The organism is Parvularcula sp. IMCC14364 (genome assembly GCF_030758415.1).
Taxonomy (GTDB): Bacteria; Pseudomonadota; Alphaproteobacteria; order Caulobacterales; family Parvularculaceae; genus Aquisalinus.
In genome coordinates this window covers 1,707,650-1,734,456 of the sequence record NZ_CP132334.1, presented here as the reverse complement: position 1 = coordinate 1,734,456, position 26,807 = coordinate 1,707,650, and the positions used below count along the sequence as shown (strand labels likewise).

At 53.5% G+C, this 26,807-nt stretch carries 24 protein-coding genes; 12 read left to right on the top strand and 12 right to left on the bottom strand.

The genetic code is table 11. The annotated features are described in order from the left end of the window. Position 1: 1 nt before the first annotated feature. Positions 2-976, bottom strand: a complete 975-nt coding sequence (locus tag RAL90_RS08315; RefSeq protein WP_306249533.1) for an SIS domain-containing protein — start codon at positions 974-976, stop codon at positions 2-4. Between the two features lie 110 nt (positions 977-1,086). Between RAL90_RS08315 and kdsA the strand changes: the two genes are divergently transcribed. Beyond that, positions 1,087-1,965: a 3-deoxy-8-phosphooctulonate synthase gene (kdsA, locus tag RAL90_RS08310; RefSeq protein ID WP_306249531.1), complete on the top strand. Its 879-nt coding sequence runs from the start codon at positions 1,087-1,089 to the stop codon at positions 1,963-1,965. Here kdsA and RAL90_RS08305 read toward each other — a convergent pair. Then, positions 1,962-3,134 (bottom strand): DUF3089 domain-containing protein, encoded by a 1,173-nt coding sequence (locus RAL90_RS08305; RefSeq protein WP_306249529.1) that lies wholly within the window; start codon positions 3,132-3,134, stop codon positions 1,962-1,964. The two genes, kdsA and RAL90_RS08305, sit on opposite strands and share 4 nt — an antisense overlap. A 235-nt stretch (positions 3,135-3,369) precedes the next feature. Here RAL90_RS08305 and RAL90_RS08300 point away from each other — a divergent pair, with 235 nt between their 5' ends. Then, a complete protein-coding gene (locus RAL90_RS08300) occupies positions 3,370-4,098 on the top strand; it encodes a DUF502 domain-containing protein (RefSeq protein ID WP_306249527.1) in 729 nt (242 codons plus the stop codon). Between the two features lie 15 nt (positions 4,099-4,113). On the opposite strand, the gene RAL90_RS08295 is transcribed toward RAL90_RS08300, so the two are convergent. The 4 genes from RAL90_RS08295 to recG form a co-directional block, all read right to left on the bottom strand. Continuing rightward, on the bottom strand, positions 4,114-5,049 hold the full coding sequence (locus tag RAL90_RS08295; RefSeq protein ID WP_306249525.1) for a hypothetical protein: 936 nt from the start codon (positions 5,047-5,049) through the stop codon (positions 4,114-4,116). Next, positions 5,049-6,032 carry a HEAT repeat domain-containing protein gene (locus RAL90_RS08290; protein ID WP_306249523.1) on the bottom strand — a complete coding sequence of 328 codons (984 nt, stop codon included), beginning with the start codon at positions 6,030-6,032 and terminating at the stop codon, positions 5,049-5,051. The genes RAL90_RS08295 and RAL90_RS08290 overlap by 1 nt, the downstream gene beginning before the upstream one ends. 57 nt (positions 6,033-6,089) lie before the next feature. Further along, on the bottom strand, positions 6,090-6,224 hold the full coding sequence (locus RAL90_RS08285) for a hypothetical protein (RefSeq protein ID WP_306249521.1): 135 nt from the start codon (positions 6,222-6,224) through the stop codon (positions 6,090-6,092). 88 nt (positions 6,225-6,312) lie between these two features. Further along, positions 6,313-8,412, bottom strand: coding sequence for an ATP-dependent DNA helicase RecG (recG, locus tag RAL90_RS08280; protein ID WP_306249519.1), 2,100 nt, complete (start codon positions 8,410-8,412; stop codon positions 6,313-6,315). Positions 8,413-8,483: 71 nt separating this feature from the next. On the opposite strand from recG, the gene RAL90_RS08275 reads away from it, so the two are divergent. The 5 genes from RAL90_RS08275 (at position 8,484) to mfd (ending at position 14,525) form a co-directional block, all read left to right on the top strand. After that, positions 8,484-8,759, top strand: a complete 276-nt coding sequence (locus RAL90_RS08275) for a succinate dehydrogenase assembly factor 2 (protein WP_306249517.1) — start codon at positions 8,484-8,486, stop codon at positions 8,757-8,759. Further along, entirely contained in the window at positions 8,759-9,658 is a 900-nt protein-coding gene (locus RAL90_RS08270) for a dienelactone hydrolase family protein (RefSeq protein WP_306249515.1), read from the top strand. The genes RAL90_RS08275 and RAL90_RS08270 overlap by 1 nt, the downstream gene beginning before the upstream one ends. Positions 9,659-9,721: 63 nt before the next feature. Further along, positions 9,722-10,195 (top strand): superoxide dismutase [Ni], encoded by a 474-nt coding sequence (locus tag RAL90_RS08265; RefSeq protein WP_306249513.1) that lies wholly within the window; start codon positions 9,722-9,724, stop codon positions 10,193-10,195. 33 nt (positions 10,196-10,228) lie between these two features. Then, a complete protein-coding gene (locus RAL90_RS08260) occupies positions 10,229-10,939 on the top strand; it encodes a PepSY domain-containing protein (RefSeq protein ID WP_306249511.1) in 711 nt (236 codons plus the stop codon). 94 nt (positions 10,940-11,033) lie between these two features. Continuing rightward, positions 11,034-14,525, top strand: a complete 3,492-nt coding sequence (gene mfd, locus RAL90_RS08255; protein ID WP_306249509.1) for a transcription-repair coupling factor — start codon at positions 11,034-11,036, stop codon at positions 14,523-14,525. Between the two features lie 8 nt (positions 14,526-14,533). Here the strand turns inward: mfd and RAL90_RS08250 are convergent, their stop codons facing one another. Beyond that, positions 14,534-15,904 (bottom strand): hypothetical protein, encoded by a 1,371-nt coding sequence (locus RAL90_RS08250; RefSeq protein WP_306249507.1) that lies wholly within the window; start codon positions 15,902-15,904, stop codon positions 14,534-14,536. Between the two features lie 59 nt (positions 15,905-15,963). Next, complete coding sequence (locus RAL90_RS16340) at positions 15,964-17,697, bottom strand: D-alanyl-D-alanine carboxypeptidase family protein (RefSeq protein WP_372340377.1); 1,734 nt, start codon at positions 17,695-17,697, stop codon at positions 15,964-15,966. Between the two features lie 180 nt (positions 17,698-17,877). On the opposite strand from RAL90_RS16340, the gene RAL90_RS08235 reads away from it, so the two are divergent. Both RAL90_RS08235 and RAL90_RS08230 read left to right on the top strand, forming a co-directional pair. Beyond that, the gene (locus tag RAL90_RS08235; protein ID WP_306249506.1) at positions 17,878-18,618 is read left to right on the top strand and encodes a histidine phosphatase family protein; all 741 of its coding nucleotides are present in this window, start codon (positions 17,878-17,880) and stop codon (positions 18,616-18,618) included. Positions 18,619-18,701: 83 nt separating this feature from the next. Continuing rightward, the gene (locus RAL90_RS08230; protein ID WP_306249504.1) at positions 18,702-19,550 is read left to right on the top strand and encodes a hypothetical protein; all 849 of its coding nucleotides are present in this window, start codon (positions 18,702-18,704) and stop codon (positions 19,548-19,550) included. A gap of 45 nt (positions 19,551-19,595) precedes the next feature. Here the strand turns inward: RAL90_RS08230 and RAL90_RS08225 are convergent, their stop codons facing one another. Genes RAL90_RS08225 through RAL90_RS08210 form a run of 4 tightly spaced genes read right to left on the bottom strand, consistent with a single transcriptional unit; the run spans position 19,596 to position 23,897 of the window. Next, positions 19,596-20,912 (bottom strand): TCR/Tet family MFS transporter, encoded by a 1,317-nt coding sequence (locus RAL90_RS08225; RefSeq protein WP_306249502.1) that lies wholly within the window; start codon positions 20,910-20,912, stop codon positions 19,596-19,598. A gap of 15 nt (positions 20,913-20,927) precedes the next feature. Further along, positions 20,928-22,199, bottom strand: a complete 1,272-nt coding sequence (locus tag RAL90_RS08220) for an HlyC/CorC family transporter (protein ID WP_306249500.1) — start codon at positions 22,197-22,199, stop codon at positions 20,928-20,930. An 18-nt stretch (positions 22,200-22,217) separates the two neighbouring features. Next, positions 22,218-23,333: a 3-dehydroquinate synthase gene (aroB, locus tag RAL90_RS08215; RefSeq protein WP_306249497.1), complete on the bottom strand. Its 1,116-nt coding sequence runs from the start codon at positions 23,331-23,333 to the stop codon at positions 22,218-22,220. Between the two features lie 6 nt (positions 23,334-23,339). After that, the gene (locus RAL90_RS08210) at positions 23,340-23,897 is read right to left on the bottom strand and encodes a shikimate kinase (protein WP_306249495.1); all 558 of its coding nucleotides are present in this window, start codon (positions 23,895-23,897) and stop codon (positions 23,340-23,342) included. Positions 23,898-24,027: 130 nt separating this feature from the next. Between RAL90_RS08210 and RAL90_RS08205 the strand changes: the two genes are divergently transcribed. From RAL90_RS08205 to RAL90_RS08195, 3 genes are read left to right on the top strand one after another with little or no spacing between them, the layout of a single operon-like run. Then, entirely contained in the window at positions 24,028-24,153 is a 126-nt protein-coding gene (locus RAL90_RS08205; RefSeq protein WP_306249493.1) for a hypothetical protein, read from the top strand. After that, complete coding sequence (locus RAL90_RS08200; RefSeq protein ID WP_306254035.1) at positions 24,140-25,849, top strand: hypothetical protein; 1,710 nt, start codon at positions 24,140-24,142, stop codon at positions 25,847-25,849. The genes RAL90_RS08205 and RAL90_RS08200 overlap by 14 nt, the downstream gene beginning before the upstream one ends. Continuing rightward, positions 25,842-26,804 (top strand): site-specific tyrosine recombinase XerD, encoded by a 963-nt coding sequence (locus RAL90_RS08195; RefSeq protein WP_306254033.1) that lies wholly within the window; start codon positions 25,842-25,844, stop codon positions 26,802-26,804. Before RAL90_RS08200 ends, RAL90_RS08195 begins: the two co-directional genes overlap by 8 nt. Positions 26,805-26,807 lie beyond the last annotated feature (3 nt).

The following is a 26,807-nucleotide window of genomic DNA, read 5'->3' as shown; positions in this document are numbered from 1 at the left end:
GTTAGATGACGCCGATTGAAAGACAATCATGAATGTGCAGCAGGCCAACGGGTTTTCCATCCCGGGTGACGAAAAGCGCCGTAATGCGTTTCTGGCTCAGGATGGCCAGTGCATCGGCGGCCAGTGTTTCCGGCGTTACCGTCTTGGGGTTGGCGGTCATTATGTCGGCTGCCACCTTGTTTTCCAGTGAATCATTGAAGTGTCGGCGAAGGTCACCATCCGTGATGATGCCAAGCAGCTCACCATCAGGGGCGACAACGCCCACGCAGCCAAAACCGCCTGCACTAACTTGTTGAACAGCTTTCTCAATGGGTGTGTCGTGCTGACAAAGCGGCAATACTTCAGGCCCATGCATGAAATGGCCAACCTTGCGCAGGGCTGCGCCGAGTTTACCGCCCGGGTGGAAATTCCGGAAATCAGAAGCTGTGAACCCTTTTGAGCGCAAAAGCGCAACCGCGAGTGCATCACCAATCGCAAGGGACATTGTGGTGGAAGTGGTTGGTGCTCGTGTTTCTTCGCAGGCTTCGCGCACAGGTGGCAGCAGCAGAACAGCGTCTGCTGCCTCGGCCAGATCGGATTTAACACCCGATGTTATGGCAATCAGGGGAATGTCAAAACGACCACAATAGGCGATGACGTCCCGCAATTCCGGGGTTTCGCCGGAATTTGACAAGGCAATGACAATATCATCCTGGCTGATCATGCCAAGGTCGCCATGGCTCGCTTCGCCCGGATGGACAAAGCTTGCCGCTTCCCCCGTCGAGGCAAACGTAGCTGCAATTTTCTTTGCAATATGTCCTGACTTCCCCATGCCGGTAACAATCACTCGCCCTGTCGCATTCTCGATGAGACTGAGGGCGTGATTGAACGCGGTCGAAAAAGGCGTCTCGCTGTCGGTGAGTTGTTCCAGGATAGCCTGAAGGCCTTCAATTTCGACGGTCAGGACTTCCTGTGCAGTAATAAGATGTGTTGTCATAAATTAAGCCAGACGGATGAGTGCTGAAAACACCTTGCAGTAATTCTGTTCAGCCGCCATCTAGGACGAAACGCGGCCACCGTCCAGCGGGCTATGTACAGGATTGAGAAATGACTTCAGCCAAAAAGACAGTAACGATAGACAGCGCGAAAACGCCTGTCGACGTCGGTAACCACCTTCCATTCATGCTCTTTGCGGGCCCCTGTGCAATGGAAAGCAGGGATCATGCTCTCGAAGTTGCGGCTGCTATCAAGGAAATCACGTCTGATCTTGGCATCGGCTTTGTTTACAAGACCTCATTCGACAAAGCCAACCGGACAAGTCTTGGCAGTGCCAGAGGCGTCGGTCTGAAGGATGCGCTACCGGTTTTTGCTGAGATACGCGAAACGCTTGGGGTGCCAGTGCTGACCGACATTCACGAGCGGGCGCAATGCGCTCCGGTGAGTGAAGTTGTGGATGTGCTGCAGATACCGGCATTCCTGTGCCGTCAGACTGACCTTCTTATTGCAGCTGCCGAGACAGGCAGGGTCATCAAGATCAAGAAAGGACAATTCCTTGCGCCGTGGGACATGAAAAATGTCGTCGCCAAGGTAACCGAAGCCGGTAATTCAAAAGTGCTGGTGACAGAGCGCGGTGCCAGTTTTGGCTATAATACGCTGGTTACCGATTTCAGGGGTGTGCCGACAATGGCGCGCGATACGGGCGCACCGATTATCTTTGATGCGACGCATTCTGTGCAGCAACCGGGCGGGCAGGGCGGTACGTCCGGGGGACAGCGCGAGATGGTGCCAACCCTTTCACGCGCTGCTGTGGCAGTAGGCGTGGCGGGCATCTTTGCCGAAACGCATCCTGACCCGGACAGTGCCCCCTCCGACGGGCCGAATATGATTCCCCTGAGATATCTCAAAGCATATTTGCAGGAGTTGCAGGAAATCGACCGCGTTGCCAAGGCACGGCGCAATCTGCATTTCTTTGCTGATGCGGACTAGTTTGGTATTTTTTTGATGGGGGCTTCGCCGATTTCGACGGTATCGATAATTGGCGGCGCTATCCTGTTTTCCTGTTCCAGTAGGCTCGCCAGCGCGATAACGCGTTCTTCTGCGTTCACGCGAATGTCTTCAAAAAACAGGTTATAGTCCAGGGACTGCCACTGCTTGCCGAAGCCGTGCGGGCGCTGCAGCCAGGATTGCCGGGGCTGTGTTACGATAGCGACGCCTTCTAGGCACTGCACGCTGACAGCGTTTTCTATTATTGCCGGTTGCTCACCAAAACCGATGCCCCCTGCAGATGCCGCGCCGCGGTGTTTGTCTTTTTCGACGACGTCGGCTGTCAGCCGCCAGTCGAGGGGGTTGGTGCATAAAAGAGGGCGCTTTTCAACGGATTCCAGTGTGCCGTTGCTGTTCCATACCAGCAGGCGATTGCTCTTGCGCCAGATTTCATCCTTATGTCTCGCTTCCAGTGCATTCCACGAGACAACACAGCGCACATCCGTTGGATATTTGCAGGGCAGTGTTTCCGTCAGCGTATAGTTGAACAGGTCAAGCGGCGTACTCTGGTCTATAATATAGGCGGCGACCAGCCGACGATGAAGATCTTCGTCATTCTGGAAAAAGTCTATCAGCAACCCCTGAACATGCAGGCCACCCTGATCGTAGCCTGCAAGAATCAGGGGCCGGGCCGGATCAGACTGAGCCAGGAAATATTCAAAAGCTTTCTTGATATCGGCATATGCTGTTTTTCTTGCGGCTCGTCCCTGATGTTTCTGGGTGAAAAAAGAAAACAGCGTGGCCTGACGATAATATGGTGCATAAATATTGCTGGTTTGTGCAAATGGCCCTGCTTCATTGGGCAGTAAAACTTGCTGCAGGGTTGAGCGTGTCTCGCGATTGTCGAGCGGCGCATTCCAGTGATCCGAAGAGGCATAAGCCGTACCGGGAACGTAAAAAACATCAACGAGCTTTTCGCTGTCGGGATCAGGCCATGTCAGCCAGTTTTCCTGCTGCGTATAATCCGGTGCTTCAGGTGGCGTGTATATCTCATAGGGTACACGCGGGTTCATGACGAACTTGGCGATATTATCCTGGAAGACCCACACCGCCAGCGCCAGAACAAGGCTGACACAGAATACAGCGCTACCAATTAGAAGTCTCAAGGGCATGGTCAGGATGTCCAGTAACGATGTAATTTATCATTAGAGTGACCAACTTACCCTTTATGTCTGGCGTGTGATAGGGTGCGTGACTTAATTTTGGAACAAACAGGTCACGAAATTGTCACTACTTCTGATTACCGCTATCATGCACACTTACTGACAGATAGAGAGAAACCCCTTGGCAAAGTCACCTGACAAAGAATCCGGTTCGAAATTGATAAAGCCGCAACAGCCCAGTTTCTTGACACGTCTCAGAAACGACCTGCTGACCGGGATCGTCGTCGCGGCCCCTCTTGGTATCACTTTCTGGCTGATCTATATTTTTGTGACGGGTCCATTGGCCGACCTGGATGGACAGGTCAAACGTGTCATCCCGGCAAGGTTCATTCCGCCAAATGTGCTCGACTATCTGCCAGGGGCCGGAATCGTACTCGCTATTGTTGCGCTTATTGTTTTGGGGGCGCTGGCCAAGAATTTTATTGGCCGGACGGTTATCAAAACCGGAGAGCGCCTCGTTGATTCCATGCCGGTGGTGCGAAATCTCTACGGCTTCTTCAAGAATGTCTTTGAAATGGCCCTGCAGCAATCGGAACGCTCTTTCAAGGAAGTTGCGCTTGTGGAGTATCCGAAAGAGGGCCTGTGGGTCATGGCTTTCGTTGTGACTTCCACCAAAGGAGAGATCCGTCACAAACTGCAGGATGTGGACGATAACCTGGTCAGCGTTTTTGTGCCTACAACACCAAACCCAACCTCCGGGTTTCTGCTCTTTGTGCCATCCGGCAATTTGCGCATACTCGATATGACTGTGGAGGAGGGCGCGAAACTCATCTTCTCTGCGGGTCTTGTGACACCAGCATTTGATCCGGATGAGCGCGTCAAAGAGCTTGAGGCTGCCGCCGTGCAGTTGTCGGAACAATCGAACGATGAACCTAATAAAAAGTTCTCGCTCTTTTCCCGTACAAAAGACTAAGCAGATACAGACTGATCAGCCAGTGCTGCCTTCGTTCATGCCGCGTTGAACGTCTGCGATATGACGATCGGCCCACCGGGTCACCATGGACGACTTGTCTGATAAAGCTGATGCCAGAGCTTCACAGTATTTTGCTGGCTCACGGCATTCACTTGCCAACGCTTTATAGGCATTGAAACGGATAAATGGATCAGGTGACAATCTGATTATTTCCGACAGCGCATCACGTCCATCCTCACCACCAAGATGCAGGGCCATATTGAAAACGGCAGGGGCCAGAGAAATGTTGATGATTTGTCTGATGGCATTACGCTCCAGATCAAACGAGTACTGATCAGTCAATCTTACGCGCGGTGTATTTTCAAGGATATTCAGACTTATCGACATACTGTCAGCGGGAAGCTGTTCATGCACATCCTGTGACGCGCGGTAAAGCATGACATGACCTTCGGTCAGTGCCCGTTTTTCCGTGAACACCAGATCAGGTACGTGCTCACCGGGATAACCTGTCACACGCTCATGGTCATATTCATAGTAGTTGCTCCAGTAACCCGGCCCATAATACCCGACAGTCAGAAAGTTGAAGTTGTGGTCATGGGGACGGTTGTAGAAGAACGGTCCAGGACCTGCTGCGACAAGCGGCTGGTCTTTTACAGAAGGCCAGAAGTTCGCCCTGATATAGAAGTTGTCCTGCTGGTTGTCAGGCAAGTGTAAGAGCATAACCTGTGCAGAGTAATGATAAATATGCGGATCAGATGTGCAGACATCCTTTATTTCGGATACAGCCAGATCTGCTAGAAATGACCTGTTATTGGCAAGCCTTTTCAGTGCAGGGGCAGCTTTGAGCATATCTTGGTGAGAAGACGTGTCTATTCGGTTTTCCTTAAGCCAATGCACAAGTTCATCCAGCGTGAAGTCATCCTTTTCATTTGTGTCAATATGAACAAGCATCAGTGCGTACTTTCTGTGTAAAACATCTGGAGTGTACGGGCCGCCATGCGGCGAACATCGGGGTTGGCATCCTGTTCGCTCATCTGCCTCAAGGGGTGTTCAGCAGCTTCAGGGTCCAGCGCGACAAGTTCCCGCGCTGTTTGCCAGCGAACATAGTGGTCCGGGTGCTTCATGAGCGATTGCATGGGGGGCACGGCATCCTGTCGGTCAAACAATCTCGCAACAGTGTTCAGCATCTGCACCCGGCTGGAGCGTTGGTCCGCAGCGGAGAGGGTTTTCACCAGATGCGATACCGGGTCGTAATCCGCCATGACATTGGTGCGAAAGATGCGGGAATAAACCTGTAGCCCAATGGTCGGCCCGGCTACATCTTCATAAACAATCGTTTCTGTGCCACCTTTTGTAAAAATTCGATCACCGGTTTTATATGTCTTGGTTCGTTCATGAACGCACTGTAGATCGCCAGTCATTGCCAGATCATCCGTGATCAGGGGGGCTTGCCAGTGTGAACAGGTAAATCCGCCTGATTTCAACAATCGCAGCGAAATATCACCGGCGGAGAAGTTGATTGTCTCATTCATCCTGCCAAGGCGTTTCTGGGTGCGAAATTCAGTACTGTCAAAAGCGATCAGCATGACCAGCACTTTGGGATGGTTGATGAGAACCCAACCCGTTACGGCGCCAGTATTCAGGGCTGTCATGGGGGAGTAGTACATGGGAAAGGCCGTGTACCGGCTGGCTTCATAATCAATCAATGGCTTGACTGTATCGAAGTCTATATACTCTTCGGCCAGACGAACGATATCTCCTGCTGTTGGTGCAGGCAGTTCGTTTATTGCCTGGATGGTTCGGGCAAGCGGTGCATGTTGCCGGTAAAAATCCCGCGTTTCCTGTTGCAGGGAGAACAGCATCTCTAGATATGCGTTGGAGTTCTTCAGGACAGCCTTGCGGAAACCTGCCTCAGGGCGAGTGAAAATGGTCATTGGGTTTTCCTGTTCAGGATAGATGCGCGCCAGAGTGGCGGCGCGCATCGCGATAAATTAGTCTGACAAGAGAACAATGATACTGACGATTACACCAGTAACGGCACTGGAGGATGTTTCTCCCCAGCGCGTGTCTGGAATGCCGGCATCGTATGTCAGGACAGGAATATCTTCGATGTTGATTTTCTGCATGTCTCACTCCTTTGAAGATTCGCGCTCAATCTGCGCGTGCACAGTAAGGCATAATCAACCATAGGTTGTAAAGTGAAATTGTTACACCCTAGCCGGATTTCAGTAGCTTTACCGCTTCATCACGAGTGAAAAGATACAAGAGGGTTTTAAGGGCTGTGCCTCTTCCCGTTTCGAGCGCAGGGTCCTGAGATATAATCAGGGTGCTGTCATCCCTTGCCATGTCCAGCAATGCCTTGTGCTTTGTCGCATCAGCGATACGAAAGTCAGGAAAGCCTGATTGCGCAGAGCCAAGAAAGTCGCCCGGGCCCCGCAAGCGCAGATCTTCCTCTGCGATCAGAAAACCATCATCCGTTTCGCGTAAAACATTCAGCCGTGCCTTGGCAGTTTCACCCAATTCACCTTTGGCATTCGCCTTGTACAGAAGAAGGCAGGTAGACTGACGATCGCCACGCCCGACGCGCCCCCGTAACTGGTGAAGCTGTGCAAGGCCAAAGCGTTCCGCATGTTCGATAACCATGATGGTCGCGTCTGGCGCGTTTACTCCGACCTCGATAACAGTCGTTGCGACAAGCAGGCTGATTTCCTTGTTGTAAAAAGCAGTCACAACGGCGTCTTTTTCAGCTGATTTCATCTTGCCATGCACAAGGCCGACGCTTGCCCCGAGTGATTGCTGCAAATGCGCAAAGCGGGTTTCTACAGCCGTCAGTTCTATGTCGGCGTTTTCTTCTACCATGGGGCAGACCCAGTAAACCTGTTCGCCGCGCTCTATTGCCCGGCGCACTGCCATGGTAACATCCTCGAGGCGTTCCAGAGGCAGGGCACGCGTATCTACAGGCTTTCTGCCCGGTGGTTTCTCCCTGATCTGACTGATATCCATATCGCCATATGTTGTCAGCGCCAGGGAGCGCGGGATCGGCGTTGCCGTCATGACCAGGACGTCGGCATGTACCCCTTTTTCCTGAAGGGCAAGCCTCTGAAAGACGCCGAAGCGATGCTGCTCGTCAACGATAATCAGCCCCAGATCCTTGTACGCCACATCTTCCGAAAAGATGGCATGTGTGCCGATCAGAATATCAATGTAGCCCTTCTCCAGTCCGGACAGTTTGGCCTGTCGCTCCTGTCCCTTGTCGCGACCGGTCAGCAGTTCCACACTGACATTTGTTTCGGCCAGCAGGGGGGCGATGAATTCGTAATGTTGGCGTGCCAGTATCTCTGTTGGGGCCATCAAAGCGCCCTGAGCACCTGATTCTATGGCGCAAAGCAGGGCCAGCAAGGCGACAACAGTTTTACCCGAGCCGACATCCCCCTGTACCAGTCGGATCATTCTGGTGGCAGCGGCCATGTCCTCAAAGATTTCTGTCAGGACTTTCTCTTGATCTGTGGTCAAGTGGAAAGGCAGCGCAGCACGAACAGCTTCGCGCAAGACATTGTTGCCCTCCAAGCTGCGGCCAGCGCTGCGGTGACGATTTTGCCGTATCAATGCCAGAGCAAGCTGATTGGAGAGAAGTTCATCATAGGCAAGGCGCTGCCGGGCAACATTTTCGCCCGTGAGGTCAAGCCGGCTCTCGGGGTGATGGGCGCTGCGCATGGCATCAGGCCAGGTCGGCCATTTTTCTCGCGCCACCAATGCCGGGTCCAGCCATTCAGGCAGATCCGGGCAGCGTTCCACAGCGCCTTGAGCGGCTTTTCTCATGGTTTTGCTGTGCAGGCTGGCGGTGAGGGGATAAACCGGTTCATACAATGGTAGCGCATCGGCATTATCCGGATCAACAATATGGTCCGGATGCACGATTTGCAGTCCACCAGAAAACCTCTCGACCTTGCCACTGACCAGCCTTGTTGCACCCTGTGGCAGATTTTTCAGAAGATAATCAGAACGCGCATGAAAAAACGCCAGCGTAATAAAGCCACTCTGATCCGAGCAGATGACTTTATAAGGTATTCGCGACATGCCTTTGGGTGGGGGGGTATGTTTCTCGACGGTTATCTCGAGCGTTACGAGTTGCCCTTCCTCGGCCTGTAAAATCTGCGGGCGGGATGACCTGTCAATCAAGCCCGTGGGCAGGGTTAACAGTAAATCGATGATGCGGGGCCCCGCGACCTTGCCAATAAGAGCAGCTACCTTTGGCCCGACGCCGGGCAGATAGGTCACATCGGTGAATAGTGGGTTGAGAATTTCGGGTCGCATCAGCTGGTATTATTCCGGAACAGGTGACGGGCGCTGCATATCATATTACATATTTCCCGAAGGAGAGCATGATGACCGATCCGCGCCGCAAAAAACTACTCTACCGTGCCATGCACCGGGGCTTCAAGGAAGCTGACATTGTGCTGGGCACATTTGCACAACAGAACCTTGCTACGATGTCGAGCGATGAACTGGACCAGTTCGAACAATTACTGGAGGTGCCTGATCGTGAATTATATTCATGGATTATCGGCGAAAAAGCCAACCCGGCAAACCATGACTGCAAGATACTGGATGACCTGAAGCGTTTTCCTCTCTCAGAACACGTTATGGGCACAGCGGGGTAATGGCCAGCACGCCTCCCACGAGAAGAGCATTGCTGGCTTCTGTAACGGGGGCGGTTGCAGCTGGCACTGTGCCAGTGGGCAACGCATCGGCGACTGACAAAAGCGAAACAGTCGACTATCCGCCTTTTGCGACACGCGAGCTGTTCAAGTCAGACGATATTACGCATCCGGTATATATCGACGGGACAGGCCCGGGTGTTCTTCTGATGCATGAATTACCGGGCATGGTGCCTGAATTCTGGCGCTTTGCCCACTGGCTTAAAGAGGCGGGCTTCACGGTTTTTGCGCCGGATCTTTACGAGGATAAATTACGTGGCCCGACGCCCCCATCCCTGTCTGCAAATCTGGCAAGAGCCTGCATATCCAGGGAAATTCACCTTTTTGCACAAAATGCGTCCAGCCCTGTCACACAATGGCTGCGTAAACTGGCAACGCACATTCATGAGCAATGTGGCGGGCCGGGAGTTGGGGCAATCGGCATGTGCATGACAGGCAATTTTGCCCTGTCACTGGTGCTCGACGCCCCCGTGATTGCGCCGGTGGCCTCGCAGCCTGCCATGCCGATCAGTGTTCTTTCCAGGCGGTCGAGAGCGGCCTTGCATATGTCAGCTAAAGAAAAGCAGGCTTTGCAGGAGCGTAAGGCAGTTGATGTGATGGCACTGCGTTTCAAAGGTGATCCAAGCTGCACCAAGGCAAGATTTGATGCGATTGAGGCATTGGTCGGGCCGGAGAGGTTCAACCGCATCGAACTCGATGACAGGCACCAGAACCCCGATGGCAATCCGTTCCCCCATGCGGTGCTGACGAGAGACCTGATTGATGCAGAGGGCTCGGCGACGCTGGCGGCCCGTGACGCGGTCTTCAGTTTTTTGCAAAGTCGATTGATCGAGACGCCGTAATTGACTGTTTGAAACCAGCGGCGCGCCAGCTAAGGTTGTCCCATCAAAACGAGGAGAGAGTTCATGCGCATTACACTTTTGGCCCTGCTTGGCATATTGGCCGTGCCGTTTTTTACGTCACCCGCTCTGGCGCACTGCCAGATACCATGCGGTATCTATGACGATAAAAGACAGTTCGATGAACTGGACGAACATATTCGCACGGTTGAAAAATCCATGATGGAGATTGACCGGCTCAGCGCGGCATCACCTGCCGACTACCACATGGTTGCCCGGTGGACTGCCAATAAAGAAGAACATGCGCAGGAGATACAGGATATTGCACACGCCTATTTTCTGACGCAACGTGTCAAGGTGCCCGCGACCCAGGCAGGTGCAGAATGGTCGGATTACGTAGAGCATACGACATTGCTGCATCAGATTCTCGTGGCAGCCATGAAATGCAAGCAGACAACAGACCTTCAGCATGTTGAAAAATTGCGGGACTTGGTTGCGTCTTACAAGGCGCATTATTTCAAGGATCATAGCCACGACTGATCCGTACGCCCCGCAGTATAACTGGAAACCAGCATGAACAGGGCATTGCTCAACCGGCGCTTGCGCCAACTGCATCTTTGGCTTGGCCTCGCCATTGGGGCGCAGGTTGGCCTGTGGTTGATCAGTGGTCTCTTCATGACCTGGTTTCCGATTGAAAATGTCAGGGGGGAACATTTGCGCGCCAGTGCGCCAACGCCCGAGATTGTATGGTCTCACTATAATGTTGCCCTTGCAGATGTGGTCACACTGGCGGCTAAACCAGTTGAGCAGGCAACGGCAACGGTGCTGAATGGCAAACCGGTCTGGCGTGTCGAGACAGATAGCGGGACAGTGCTGATTGACGCTATTGCGGGTGAGGTTATTTCCCCACTGAATGAGTCAACTGCACGCAGCATTGCGTTTTCGTCTTATGCAGGGGCAGGGCAGATTATCTCTGCGGAATTTCTACAGGTGCCGCCGCAGGAATATGGTCGCGCTGGTCCGGTCTGGCAAATCAGTTTCAGCGCACCGGACAAGGCGACGTTCTACGTCGATCCGCAGACGGGTGAGGTAAAGGCTGTGAGAACCATGCTTTGGCGTACATTCGATTTCATGTGGGGACTGCACATTATGGACTGGTCCAGCCGCGAGAATTTCAATTCCTGGTGGATCAGGATGACGGCATCGCTCGCGGTGGTGTTCTTCCTCGCGGGATTGGGGCTCGCGTTGTTGCGCATAACCAACATGCTGGCGCGACGAAACTGACCCCCTGCTCTTGAAAGAGCACGACACACAGGCTACGTGACGCGGCCCGCGTGAGTTCAGACAGGACCTCGCGCTTTTTGTGCGTGGAACAGTCATGACAGAAATCTCGCTGACATCGCGAATATCCTCAAAACAGGCCTGGCTGGATGATGGCAGTCTGACTGTCTATGGCGCGCCGGAAGGCGCTGATGCGCTGGCCATTGTGGAAGCTGCGCGCGCGCGTCAGAACCTCGTAGTGCATATTGCGCGTGACGCCGCGCGGGCGGCAGCAACAGCTTCAGCAATTTCCGTTTTTGCCAGCGATATACCGGTGATGACTTTTCCGGCCTGGGACTGCCTGCCGTATGATCGCGTGTCCCCATCCAGTGATGTCTCAGCGCAGCGCATGGCTGTTCTCTCGGCGCTGCTGACGCGCAAGACAGAAGCACCAATGATTGTTGTCACATCTGTCAACGCCGTCACGATGAGCACACCACCGGCGGAGATCATCACCAAGGCCGCATTCTCTGCCCGGCCAGGTGGTAGCGTTGATGGGGATGATCTTGTGACGCATTTGCTGGCGAACGGCTATGCCCGTACAAGCACGGTGCGTGAGCCGGGTGAATTTGCCGTGCGTGGCGGGCTGGTTGATATATTTCCGCCAGGAACAGCTGAGCCGCTGCGCCTCGACTTTTTCGGGGATACACTGGAAAGCATCAGGGCGTTTGATGCCGAAACACAGCGCACGACAGCCCAGCGGCAGGCTATCAACCTGACGGCTGCATCAGAAATTCTGTTAACTGACGACAGTATCCGCCAGTTCAGGCAGAAATTCAGAATGTCTTTTGGGGTGGTGACCGATAACCCGCTTTATGAGGCTGTTGCTGCCGGGCGAAAGCATGCGGGCATGGAGCACTGGCTGTCGTTCTTTTACGAAACGCCGGGCAGCTTCTTCGACTTTGCGCCTGATGGGTTGTTTTTCCTCGATCATCTGGCCGCAGAAGCTGCTGATGAGCGCTATGCGCAGGTCACGGATTATCACGCAGCACGCCTTGAAGACAGCGCGGACAAAAAGTCATCCTTCACCACAGAGCCCTATTACCCTGTCGCCCCGGAGACCATGTATCTGTCACGCAGCAGACTGGAAGAAAAGCTGTCGGCCCATCCTTTTCGTCAGTTAACGCCCTTTGCGCCGCCAGAACAGACGCGGGCCTTTGATTTTGGTGCGCGGCAGGGGCGTAGTTTCGCTGCGGAAAGAAGTGCCGGTAACGTCAACGTCTTCGATGCGCTCAATCAGCATATCAAGATGCTTCAAGGGGCTGGCAAGAAAGTGATTGTGGCAGGCTGGAGCGAAGGCTCCGCTGACAGAATGGGCACAGTCATGCGCGATCACGCCGTCAGCGTTACCAGCAATGTCATGAACTGGCGTCAGGCGCAGGAACAGGCGACTGATACAGCTGTGCTGGTCGCCCTTGGTGTGGAACACGGTTTCGAAACAGAAAAACTGGCAGTTATTGCAGAGCAGGATATTCTTGGCGACCGTCTTGTCAGGCGGCGTACGAAAAAGCGCGCTGATAACTTTCTGACCGAAGCAGCTTCTCTCTCCATCGGCGATCTGGTCGTACATGTGGACCATGGCATTGCACGGTATGAAGGTCTTCATACTGTCGATGTTGGTGGTGCGCCCCATGACTGCCTCAATCTTGTTTATGCCGGTGGTGACAAGTTGTACCTGCCTGTTGAAAACATTGAATTGCTGTCCCGGTTCGGGTCCGATGACCCCAATGCGCAACTGGACAGATTGGGCGGGGCAGGCTGGCAGAATCGCAAAGCCCGCCTGAAAGACCGCATCAAGATGATGGCCGCCGAACTCATCAAGATTGCGGCGAAAAGGGAAACAAAAAAAGCCGAAAGTCTGGATCCGCCAGCAGGTGCATATGATGAATTTTGCGCACGTTTTCCGTATGCTGAAACAGAAGATCAGGAGAACGCCATACAGGACGTTCTGGATGATCTGGCCATGGGCAGGCCGATGGATCGACTTATTTGTGGTGATGTCGGTTTCGGCAAGACAGAAGTTGCGCTGCGTGCAGCGTTCATTACAGCCATGAATGGTCAGCAAGTTGCCATTATCGCGCCGACGACACTGCTCGTGCGGCAGCATTTCAGGAACTTCATGGAGCGCTTTGCCGGTTTTCCGTTACAGGTCAAACAACTCTCCCGCATGGTCTCCACCAAGGAAGCGGGAGAGACCCGCAAGGGCATTACCGATGGAACAGTCGATATCGTGATCGGCACGCACGCGCTGCTTTCCAAGAACACGAAGTTTGATAGTCTCGGTCTAGTCATTGTTGATGAGGAGCAACATTTCGGGGTGAAGCACAAGGAACGGTTGAAAGAATTCAGGGCCGATACGCATGTGCTGACACTGACGGCGACACCTATTCCGCGTACGCTTCAATTATCCATGAGTGGTATTCGAGACCTGTCGCTTATAGCGACACCGCCGGTGGATCGACTGGCGGTCAGAACCAGTATTGGGCCTTTTGATTCCGTTGTGGCGCGCGAAACTTTATTGCGTGAGCATTACAGGGGCGGACAGAGCTTTTTTGTTGCACCGCGTATAGCCGACCTGAACTTCATCGCCGAGTTTTTGACAGAGCAAGTGCCGGAAGTGAAATTCAAGGTTGCTCATGGTCAGATGGCAGCGAGTGAACTGGAAGACATCATGAACGCATTTTATGATGGCAAGTTTGATGTACTTGTGGCGACAACAATCATTGAATCCGGCATTGATGTGCCAAGTGCAAATACACTGATTGTGCACAGAGCCGATATGTTCGGACTGGCGCAGCTTTATCAGATAAGGGGTCGGGTAGGGCGCTCCAAAGCAAGAGCCTACGCGTATCTCACGACATCCGCGCGAAAGAAAATGACAGCCGGGGCCGAACGCCGGTTGAAAGTGTTGCAGTCCCTGGACACGCTTGGGGCGGGCTTTACCCTGGCCTCGCACGATCTTGATATTCGCGGCGCTGGTAATCTTCTTGGTGAGGAGCAGTCTGGTAATATCAAGGAAGTTGGTGTCGAACTGTATCAGCACATGCTCGAAGAAGCGGTCGCTTCATTCCGCGAGGGTGGCGCCCTCGAGGAAACCTGGTCACCGCAGATCAACATCGGCGCAGCTGTCCTCATTCCTGATACTTATATTGAGGATCTCGATCTGAGAATGTCCCTGTACAGACGCCTTTCCAATCTGACAGAGCAGGATGAGCTTGATGCGTTCGGTGCAGAACTTATTGACCGCTTTGGCGCATTGCCTGCAGAGGTGGAGCATCTGCTGGAGATTGTTGCGATCAAGTCTCTGTGTCGTCAGGCAGGTGTTGCCAAGATTGACGCAGGTCCTAAAGGTGCTGTGGTCAGCTTCCGCAACAATGAATTTGCAAACCCGGCCGGTCTGGTCGAATTTATTGCGGCTTCACCTTATGATGTGAAATTACGCCCTGATCAAACCCTCGTCTTCAAACAGGCCTGGCCAGGAGAGAAGCAGCGCCTCAAGGGATGTCGTAAAATCCTGATGTTGCTTCTTGATATTGCCAGGAATGACTGATCCCGTTGCTAGTTGACGACAGTTAGCGTGACCGGTCCCTGTTCAGGGGCAGGGCGTTGGGATTTTTCAAGAGTATTCAGTGCACGGGCAATCATATCCTCAGGTGTTTCGCTTTCACCATAACTGACGGTGCTGGAATCGACATAGAGGTCTTCATAGGCTTGTCCGGCAAAGCTGCTCTGAAATCTTATCTCATGAAGCAAATTCACGATCTTCTGTCTCGTCTGTCTTGCGTCAACCAGAGAAGTGGCAGGTTGGGACAACAGGATCAGGTCATCGCTGATGACTGTAATGAGATCAGTATCGTTTATTACCATATCCATATAGGAGACGGCCTGTTTGCAGGTTTGCCGCGCAGGCTGTCTATCGCCTGCTGACCGGAGGCGAAAAGCTGAGAGGCAAAGGCTGCGTGTCGTGTTCCGACTGTTGGCGCATTGGCGTGCGAGATGGTTTTCGAAAAAGTCCGTTTCACAGATCAGCTGTTTTGGCCGCGTTTCACTCTGCACAGATTGCCGCAGGAACTGGCGCATACTTTTGGTCAACCTGTTACGTCGCGCGAAAGCCTGCACTTCAGGTAAAGCTGACTTCTCAATGTCACTTTCTGGCAGAACCGTATCAGCGCCCTGTTTGAGATAGTGATATGCTGGCTGACCGGAGCCATGCAGGTTGATGCCGGAGAAGACGATAATGGGCAAAGTACGGGTACGGTCATTGCGCCTCAGCAACTTGATCAATGATGCGTACACCTTTCCCTTGCCGCCAGGCACGATGACGAGTGCATCAAAAGCGCAGGTCTCAAGATAGCGCGTGGTCTGGGGCACAGACATGGCCGCGGTAACCTCGAAACTCTCCTGCTCCAGAGAAGAAAAAACACGCAAGAGCACGGCTGAAGCAGGACCGGTTACCAACACGCGTACCGGCTTCGCCTCTGTATGCAGGGGGCTGTTCGCGCTCGAATATCTGTTGAGACTGGCGAGAGTTTTCAGTCTGTTGCCGCATTCATCAGCAAGGGAGAGGTTCTCAAGCAGCCGTTTTATCCGTGGAAGTAGTAACTCGGGTTTGTTTCCCGAGGCGCATAAAGTCCCGTGCTGCTTCAGTGCCTGCCTCAGTTCACTCCTCGTCTCCGGGGAGATGATGATCATCACAGCGCTTTTCGGGTGCTGCTCTTTCAACGACTGGAGTGCAGCAGTGCTTTCCTGCGCAAGGCTTGCAAGATGTCTGCCGTCAAGCAGCAGAATATCTGCATCTGTTTCAGCAGACAAATCTTTGGCAGTTAGGACTTTATAGAGGTTATCAGTTAACAGCTCGGCATATGTTTCATCACGCACAGCACCTGGAAGTGCTTCATACCTGACTACTGCCCTGAACGTGCTTTTCACGGTCCCCGTCCTGCTCACCCGGTGCGAGAAATGCTATACCCGCAGGAAGCTTGCCTGATCTAGTCAGACGGGACAACAGAATTATTATCGTAGTAAATGTTATCTCCCGTTTTGCTGCTATCGGATTCGGCAGCAGCGGAGACGTTAACGTTTATGCCCTCAAGACAGACGTCCTGTTCCTCGGCGATGGACCAGATGCCGGCCATGGCGCGCTCTTCATAGCAAGGCAGAGCAGCCAGGAATTCCTGCGGTTTGTTGATCGGACCTGCCTCACGATAGAGAAGTGCCGTGCGCTTGCCGACATAACGCCAGTGCCACGGTTCATATGTATCGTCTCCCGGCAGGTATTTGTTGCCGGGCGGGTAGGACAGGATGAAACCGTGCCGCCAGGCATTTTCCTCAAAGCACTGATAGGCGCGATCGGTCTGACGCATGAGGCGTCGGTTAACATCTATGTCCACCGCCAACCCAAGTTGGTGTTCTGACATGCCGGGCTTTGTGACAGTGCCCAGATGGCCAATGCGCCCGTAAAGATCTTTCTGGGTGGCAAAAGATCGATAGCCCGAGCGCAGCGACAAGGTTTCATCGTCCGATGTCTGGCAGGCTGTCATCAGGGCAGAAAGGGCAGCGGGAAGACCAATTTCGCCGTCTTCATCAAGTTCAGGTGCCAGTCTCACAGACATTTCTGCCAGGTCGGCATTCTTGCTCAAAGGTACATCGAAGCCGACAGCTTTGACAAGATCGTCAGGCTGGTAGTCTGTCGAAAGGGGAAAAGCGGCCGACACAGGGCGGTTTATGTCCATCCGGCGATCGCGCAACTTGTTAGTGACATATCTTCTTGCGCCAAAAGCGTCCTTGAACAGACGCTGGATATGCGTATTCAAGGCTTCGGCTTCCGTGAACCGGCCCTGTTTCTTGTAAACATCAGCCAGCAGACGGATATACAGGCTCAGGTCAGGATTATTCGAGCCACGTGCGCGTTCCTGCGCGTGAAAGGCAGAAAGGTATAATTCTTCCGCTTCGTTGTGGCGTTGGATGTCCTGATAGATTGGCCCCAACAACAGGGCAGTGTGCAACGTGTCTTTATGGGCCGGGCCGAGCAGGGTGATGCGGGTTCTGTAGGCAGCCGAAAGCAACCCTGCTGCGGCATAGTTGCCACCATCCTGCGCTGCGTAATAGCCACCCAGTTTGGCAAGGTTTGTTGCGGCCTGCAGCTTATCTGCTTCCGTGCCCTCGGTAATATCAGTTTCGTGCAGAGGGGGCAGGGCTTCCGCAAAGCTGTCCATGGCGCCTTGCACAAGCAGGACATAGGAAGCCTCCATCGAGCCGGGAAAACGCGGTGTGCGCCGAGCTGCTTCATCGCCTGCGATGTCAAGAAACTCTGCGTAGATACCCGCTGCTTCCACCGGTTGACCGAGGTTGAGTTCAAGGTCAGCAACATGCTTCTTGATAGAGCGCCGCTCCTCAAGGCTGAGTCTCGTGGCCAGTCTGGATGCAAGAACATCACGGTATAATTCTACCGCACGGTCAGGCTTGCCTTTCAGGCGATGGGCTTCGGCAAGGCTCAGTTTCACCTCGGCCAGATCATCGGCTGCAGCTCCTTGCTCAAGGCGCAAGGCAATCAGCTGTTCGCCATGGCCAATGGACCTGCCATAGGCATTCTCGCTGACAAGGATATCAAATCTGCTTTGCGCAGAGTCCGGGTCCACCGTCACCATCACCCAGAAGGCGGTAACGTAGGCCAGCACGGCAGCCACGAAAATAAAGGACAGTAATTTGGGCGGTTTGATCATTCGTAAGGTCCAGCTCCCCACCGGCGCTTTGAAAACACTAAATCATACTCAATTTACGCGCCAGCCAAAGGGTTATTCCTGCCCCTTTTTACCTCTTATGGCTGATTTAACGGATTCAGGCGCAGTGTTGCTGGAAATCAACGGTTGAGGCTGCGTGCGAAAACGATCATAGCAACGCCCATGTCAGGAATGATGGGCAGGCGCCGCCTTTATCTGATGCGCCACGGACACGTTGATTACTTCGCTGAAGATGTGACTGACTTTCGTCAGGTTCCACTGACCGAAACCGGTCGGCATCAGGCTGAAGCTGCCGGTAAGGCTCTGGCCGGAGTCAGGTTTGATGCGGTTTATCATTCCGGCCTTCCCAGAACGATGCAGACAGCAGAAATCGTCATGTCATGTAATGAAGCATCCGACGGTCTGACCCATATTAGCTCGCCCGGCATGGAAGAGTTGCGCGGCGGTGTCTACGTGACTGACAGCCGTGAAGAACTTGCTGCCAGGCTTGCTTTTTCATTCGAAATGGCGAGTGAGGAAGGCGCAGAATTTCTGCCTGGCGGAGAGAAATTTTCTGAGGCATATCAACGCATAACGGCAGCTTTTGAAGATATGATCTTAAGTCAAGAGTGGCGAACGGCGCTCCTTGTGGCTCATGAAGGCGTTAATCGCCTGCTGCTGAGTTACATCAGCAAGGCTGGCCTTGGCGGTATCGCTGCTTTTGAGCAGGATCTTGCCTGCATTAACGTCCTGGATGCAGATATTGTTCCGGATGAAAACGACACGCCCCGGATTCAACGCATCATCCTCAAGGCTATCAATGTGACGCCTTACGACGATGTGAAGCAGGCCCTGTACAAGACCAGCCTTGAGCATCTTTTCGACATAGATTTCAAAGGACGGCGTCTGGCACCGGAAATGTGATCCTTACCCGCGACTTCCTTATTGGCAGATGCGCTAGCTGTGCTAGCCTTACGCCCTCGGGAGAGTGATGGTGGAGTGATCTTATGGCGTATGGTGACAAGCGTGGCATGAAAGATCCCGGCGAATACGGCGTCGGTGATTATTTTCTCATGGGCAGTTCGGGGGCAATCGGGATCATGGCTGCAACGCTGGCTGACCTCAATCAGCGCGGTGAAGCCTCGGCCCTTTTTCAGATCAGTATTTTCACAACCAGGCTGACCGGCATTGAATTCATGCCCTTTTACGTCATCCTCCTGGCGCTGATGTCCCTCGGGGCGCTCTCGATATTCTTCTTTCAGCCGTTGAGTATGCGCGAGGCCTTTCTGCAGGGTTTTGGCGTGTTGGCCGGACTCATGACGATCCTGCCAGCCAATTACGTTAATGCAGCACCGCCGGAAATGCCGGAAGCAACGACAACTGAGCAGCAGGTCGAAGCAAAGATAATATCCGGCTTGGGTCAGCAGGAGACTGCGTTCCCTGAATCTGTTGCGCCTACAAACGTGGCCTTGCAGCAGTCTTCTGAAGCGATCGGCTACAGTCTTGTTATCCGGGTCGAGTTTCCCGAAGGACTGCGTGAAGACCTGAGTCAGATGATACGTCGTGGTGCCTTGCGCGGTCGTCTCTACAATGAACAGACCAAAACATCCTATGACCTGTTCCGCAATGGCGGTGCGGATGCTTCTTTCGCCGGGAATGTCCTGACAATCCGGACCACAATTCCGGGGCTCGATGCGCAGGCTAAGCTATGGACCAGGATCGAGGCCCGCGGATACGCGATTGCCCTTGAATCGTTTGAGGCATCAAAAGGAGGCAATGGGGCCTGGAGCATTTCTATGACCCCCAGCGATACGCCGATATTCCTTCAGCGCCTGACCAACCCCTACTGGTTCTAGGCTTTACGGGAATTAGCATCAACCAAACGGCTTGCTGTCTGACAGCTATTCTCTGGGTTCGGCAGATGGACCGTCAGCATCCAGACTTGCCACAGCTGCGCTGTCAGCGGCTGCGGCTTGCGTTTTCCTGTTACGCAGTTCCGCTTTGCTCAATGTCAGCCAGAACGGTACAAGCGCGCTCAGGAGAATGAGGCCGGAGATAAGGAAGGGCGCTCCGGGGAAGTAAACGGGTGCATCATCTGCGGTGTAGCGATCAAAAATCCAGGTCATGGAAAGGGGGCTGACAAGCATCGTGATGCTCATCACGCTTGCGATTGCCCCCTGTAACTCGCCTTGCGCATTTTCCGGTGTGGTGCGGGACATCAATCCTTGCATACCGGGCATCATGAAACCGCCGGCAGCACCGATCGTGATCCAGACATAAACCCAGCCACCTGTGGGGGTGAGAAAGGCATACCCCATGAACGAAATGGTCATGGCGATAAGACCGATATGCACAGCCGTTCTCTCGCCGATGACGGGGATGAGCTTGCGCGTCAGATAGCCCTGAACAAAGGCTGCGGTGATGCCCACATAGACAAGTGAAAAGCCGATATCTTTCGGGCTCCAGCCAAACTTGACGGTAGAGAAATAGGACCAGATGGCGGGCAGGGAGTTATGCGCGACCTGCATAAGAAAGTAGCTCAGCAGAACGCCCAGAACGATCGGATATGTACGCAGCTGAAGCAGACTGCCAAGAGGATTCGCGCGTTTCAGCTCAAACTTGCGGCGTTTTTCCGGCGCCAGCGACTCAGGCAGGACAAATATACCGTACACAAAATTGGCGAAGGCAATCGCGGCGGCAGCAAAGAACGGCAAGCGTGTATCTATTTCTCCAAGAACCCCGCCGAGCAACGGGCCGAGAATGAACCCTATGCCGAAGGCCGCACCCAGCAACCCGAAATTCCCGGCGCGTTTTTCCGGCGGGCTGACATCGGCGATAAATGCGTAGGAGGTAGCGTAGGTCGCAGCAAAGGCACCGGACATAACCCTGCCAAGGAACAACCAGGCATAAGTTGGCGCAAGGGCCATCAGGGTGAAATCAACGGCATAGCCGAGCAGGGAAAAAAGGATGACTGGCCGGCGACCATAGCGATCACTGATGCCACCCAGAATGGGGGACATGACGAATTGCGCACCGGCATAGGCAAACAGAAGATAGCCGCCGAGCAGGGCAACCTCATTCTCTGCACGTCCTGTCAGTTCGATCAACAGTTGTGGCAATACCGGGATGATGATGCCAAGACCAATGACATCAAGCAGGATGACGAGGAACAGGAAGCCAAGCGCGTGCTTCGTCAGTTTCGGCTGTGGCAACTTCATTCTTGGCCCCTGCGGTCAGTTTTCAAGCGGCGTGATTTTCAATACCGTAATCTGGTTGCGGCGCCTTTTCAGAATCTGAAAGCGGAAACCGTAAAAGGAAAAAACCTGCCCCACTTCGGGTATAGTCTGACCTTCATGGATAACAAGCCCTGCAATGGTCACGGCAGCTTCATCCGGCAATCGCCAGTCCAATGCCCGGTTGATGTCACGAATGGTTACATCGCCATCTGCGATAACCGTGCCGTCTGGTTGCGGGCGCACGCCTTGGATGGGCTCATCATACTCATCTTCTATTTCACCAACAATTTCCTCGAGAATATCCTCAAGGGTGACCAGACCCATCAGCGCCCCATATTCATCCACGATGAGACCAAAATGCTGCTGGTTGATCTTGAACGCGGTCAGCTGTTCCAGAAGGGTGGTCGTCTCCGGAACAAAATAAGGCTCCATGGAGAGGGTCTTGATGTCTATTTTGGACATATCATTCTGCACTTCCCAGAGCGCGCGCAAGACATCCTTGGCATGAAGTACACCTACAATATTATCCGGATCATTTTGCCATAAGGGTATGCGAGTATAGTTACTGGCCATCAGGGCAGAGACAATCTCTGATGGGGGCAGGTCTATATCCAGCATCTCGATTGACTTGCGGTGGATCATCACTTCCTCGATCCGGATATCATCCAGTTCAAGGGCGCCGCGAATGATGTCCCGCGCATCCTTGTCCACACGACCTTCTTCCAGATGCAGGTCCAGGGTGCCTTTTATTTCATCGGCTGGAGACAGAACATGCATCTGTTCAGACACATCAAATCCGAAAAGGCGCAGGACAAATCTGACAAAGACCTGCACCAGACTGACGACCGGCCCAAAGATTTTGACAATGAAGCTCATCGGCCAGGAGACAAACATCGCCACAGAATCGGGGCGTGAAATGGCAGCCGTCTTCGGCGTGATTTCAGCAAAAACCAGGACGAGGATGGTCATGACAATCGTTGCATAAACCACGCCTTCCCCGTTCGGGAAAAGCGCACTGAATACAGCTGTCGTCAAAGCGGTGGCAAAAATGTTCACCAGATTGTTGCCCAGCAGGATGGCGCCAATCAATCCCTCCATGTCATCAATCAGCGTGTTGACGCGCATGGCAGATTTTTTACCCTGATCTGCAAGACCGCGCATTCTTGCCTTTGACGTGGCCGTTAGGGCTGTTTCCGATCCTGAGAAAAAAGCAGAGACAAACAGCAGCGTAAATATGATCAGTACAGTGCCATATATATCAGTAGTCATTTCATTTCCTGACGGGTGTTAGGGGTCCAGTTTGGCGGAGAGAAAATTCCTGATCTCTGCTGGGGGCACATCGTTGGCAATGAATGCCTCTCCGATTCCCTTTGCGAGAATAAAGGTGAGTTGCCCCGAGGTCACTTTCTTGTCCTGAAAAATGTGATCCAGAAGCGCTTCAGCGGATGTATCCAGCCCGTCAATGTCTTTGGTATTCACGGGCAATCCGGTTGCGGCAAGATGCGCGCGAACCTTTGTAGCGTCTTCGTGTGCGCAGAAGCCTTTGGTTGCTGAATACTCGAAGGCCATAACCATTCCCAGCGCGACAGCTTCGCCATGCAGCAGCCTCTCGGAAAAGCCGGTTTCTGCCTCAAATGCGTGGCCAAAAGTATGCCCGAGATTCAGAAGCGCCCGGAGGCCATGCTCTTTTTCGTCCAGTTCAACAATTTTTGCCTTGGCTTTCACGGAATGCGTCACGGCCGCTGCCCTGAGACTGGCATCACCATTGAGCAGGTCAGCGCCATTTTCCTCAAGCCAGGCAAAAAATTCGGCATCGCCGAGCAAGCCATATTTTGCCACTTCGGCATATCCGGCCCGCAATTCCCGTTCCGGCAAAGATTGCAGCACATCTATATCCGCCAGCACCTGCACGGGTTGATGAAAGGCACCGATGAGATTTTTGCCGTGGCTGGCATTGATTGCTGTCTTGCCGCCGACGGAGCTGTCTACCTGTGCCAGCAGGGTCGTCGGGATTTGCAGAAATCGGCACCCGCGCCTCAGGATGGCGGCGGCAAACCCGGTGAGGTCTCCGATCACCCCGCCGCCCAGCGCGATAATCAGGTCGCTGCGCTCAACTTTGAGTGCGATCAACTGATTGCACAGCGTTTCAAGCTGCTCGAAACTTTTCGTTTTCTCGCCCGGGGGCAGCGTAATCGCCTCGACTGCAATCCCCGCTTCAGCAAGTGCACCCGACAGGGGCGACAGGTAAAGGCCGCCGACGGTTTCATCAGTCACAACCACAACCCTGTCCCGGTTCAGATGTGGCTGCAGAAACTCTCCGGCACGCGCAATCAGGCCCGTGCCCACATAAATATCGTAACTTTTCTCGCCGAGGCCGACGCGGATTTTTTCAGGGGTGCCCATGGTATTCTAGTGAACGAAGTTGTTCAGAGATTGAAGTATTTTTTCCGCTGTCCGCATATGTGGCCCTTCTTTGCAGGCGATATGAATATCAGCCTGCTCATAGAAAGGTGTCCGTTCCTCAAGTAGTCTCGTCAGCACTTCTGCAGGATTTTTGTCTTTCAACAGCGGGCGGGTGTCGCGCCTCGATGTGCGCTCAATCAGTACTTTCAGGTCAGCCTGCAACCAGACTGAAATCGCCTTTTTCTGTATCAGACTCCGGATCATTTCATCCGCAAAGGCACCGCCGCCGGTCGCCAGAACATGCGGGGCCTGGTCGAGCAGGCGGCTCATCACCCGGCGCTCTCCCTTGCGGAACTCTTTTTCACCATAGCGCTCGAAGAACTCCGCGACTGGCATGCCGGCTGCCAGCTCTATCTCTGCATCAGCGTCAAAGAAGGGCATCTTCAAAAGAGAGGCGAGGCGTCGCCCGACGGTTGTCTTGCCAACACCCATGATACCAACAAGGACAATCGTCTTGTCGTTCAGGGCTGCATCAGGGTGCAATTTGTCAGATGTTCTTGCCATCAAGCTGCTTTGGGTCGCGAAAACGTATATTTCGCCAGCTGCCGTGTTTGCGCAAGGGTTAAACGCTTGCCGCTTTTATGCCGCAGTGAAATGTCATATACGATGCCAAACACTTTTTGAGGGTATCGGTTTGCGTTTTTTTCTCTTTCTGTTTGTCTTGTTCGTACTGACAGTTATTGTTCTCTACGTTCTGGGGAGCGGACAGGAGCCTGAAACCCGTTTGATCGAACAGGAGATTGATCTTGAGTCACAGTAACAAGGTCTTGGTTACAGCGTTGATAAGTCTGTTCTGGTGGCAGACAGCTGTTGCCCAATATACCGGACCAGTCGCGGTTGAAACGACCTCCTTTGGTGAAGATACTTTCTCTATCGGACTTCTGACCCCGCAAGATGGCGCGTTGCCACGTGATCTGTGGCAGGGCGCGAATGCAGAAGATGTCGGCTTTCTGCTGGATAATATTCCAACCGGTTTTTCTGACCCTGTTGCAGCACAGATATTCCGCCGGGCCCTGTTATCGTCAGGCGATGGGCCGGCAAATGCTGATACGGCGCTGACCGCCAAAAAGCTGATGACCCTCGCACGAGCAGGATATTTTGAACAGGCTGCTTCGCTGGCAGAGCTGGCAGGGGGGCTCGACAGTCGGCCAGCTCTCGCGGAAAGCGTTGCCTATGCTGATATGATGCGTGGTGATGTTACAGCGGCATGTCGCCGCGGGGCGGGCTTGCAGTCCGGGCGCAATAGCGCGTTTTGGCTGAAGCTGCGCTTTTTCTGTTACACGGTCTCCGGCGAAAGTGCGGCAGCTGACCTGACTTACAATTTGTTGCGCGATCAGAATGTTCTGACACCAACGGATGAAACCCTGTTTACGGCCCTTGCCACAGGCGTGGCCCCGTCAGGCCAACTGGCGATCGAAACCGGTTTTCAATATGCAGCAGTTCGGCAACTGAAGTTGCCTTTCAATGTGGCTGATCTTGAGGGGGCCGAAGGGGCGGTCCTTGTTGCGCTCGCAACTGAGAAAGAAGCGCCGCAGAATGTTAGGGTCTTCGCAGCTGAGCGCGCTGCACATCTTGGGCTAATGACAGGGCAGGACCTGGCGGATATTTTCACAGATTTTCAGTTCCCGGTTGAGCGACTGGCGTCAGTCCGCAGCCTTCTGCAGGAACAACCTGACAATGTACTGGTGGATGCGCTGGTATATCAGTCCGTGCTGCAAATGAATGCCATTGAGTTTACAGATGACAAGGCTGGGCTTATCGCTGCATCTCTTGCAACAGCAGCCACGACCGAAAGAGCTCTTGCGCTCTCTGTGCTTTACGCACCAATGATCAGCCAGCTCAACACGACCTCTGCCTATGCGGATTACGCCAGGTATTTTGCTTTGGCGGGACTTCTCGCCAGAGATCAGAATCTGGCTGAACGCTGGCTTATCTCCATGATTACTGATCCCGGATTTGCCAATGGCACCGAGCATGGCGTTATCCTGCTGCAACTCATGTCGATCCGCAACGAAAGTCGCGCCCGGACAATCGGCAGTTATGCCGGACTGACCATCACGCGCCCTGAGACAACCGGTCGGCGCCTTGAGCTGACCTCCGGCAACAAATCGCAATCCCTGCTGCCGGAACTTGTCGGTGTCAGCGTCCCCAATAGCGGTGTCGTGTCCAAAGGCCAGGCAGCACTTGTCGCATTATTGGCGAGCCATATCTCCGCCACCGGTGACATGAACAGCATTCGGGAAGTGTTACAGACAAAAAACCTGTCACTTGCTGGCCTTGATGATGTTTACGCGGAAGGAGAATTTTACAAAAGGGTGCAGGAAATCGTCGAAAAATATCGGGCCTCTCCGATACGCGCCAATAATTCAACCAGTGGATCAGGTGCGGGTCCAGCACAGGCAGTCAATCCCGGCACTGACATTGTGCCACGGGTCAAGCCAGATATTGATGGATAAGGCTGACACCGAAATTCGCACACAAAATCTGGCGGACAAGGAATCATTCCTTGAAATGATGGCTGTAGAGAGAGGTGTCTCTCACAGGACGATCCGGAATTATGGCAGGGACATAGACCGTTTTGCGGCGTATCTGGGCAAACAGCCCAAAAACCTCAGGCAAACATCCCACGAAGATATTTCCGGCTATATCAGGTTGCTGAGCGACAATGAATGCGCACCAGCAACTCAGGCATTATGCGTTTCCGCGCTGAAGCAGTTTTATTCATATCTGTACGGGGAAAAAATTATTTCCCATAATCCTGCGCAGCATATCGAGCGACCGAAAGCAAGGCGCAACCTGCCAAAGGTTCTCGCAGTTCAGGAAGTTGATAATCTGCTGGAGGCGGCGGCCAGCCCGGAGGGGGCGTTAACAAAAAAGAACAAAGCCAAGGCGCATCGCCTGATATGTCTTCTGGAAATTCTGTATGCATCCGGTTTGCGGGTGTCGGAACTGGTGAGTCTGCCCAAGACGGCTGTTCATGAAAATCGCGACTATCTCAGTGTTATCGGGAAGGGTAACAAAGAGCGTATTATTCCGCTCTCAGAGAAAGCCAAGGAGGTGACGCTTGCCTATGTGCAGCAAAGCTGGCCGGTCCTGGTGCCGGAATATGCCCGTTGTCAGAAATGGCTCTTCCCCTCCGCCGGGAAGGCTGGCCATCTGACATCGGCACGGTTTGCTCAACTCTTGAAACAGTTGGCGGTCAGGGCGGAAATTGATCCAGACAGGGTGTCGCCGCATGTATTGCGTCACGCCTTTGCAACGCACCTGCTGGAAGGCGGGGCTGATCTCAGAATGGTGCAGCAAATGCTGGGACATGCCAGCATTACAACCACTGAAATCTACACACATTTGCAGCAGGAACGACTTAAAGAACTGATCACTACACATCATCCACTTACGGATGAATCCTGACCA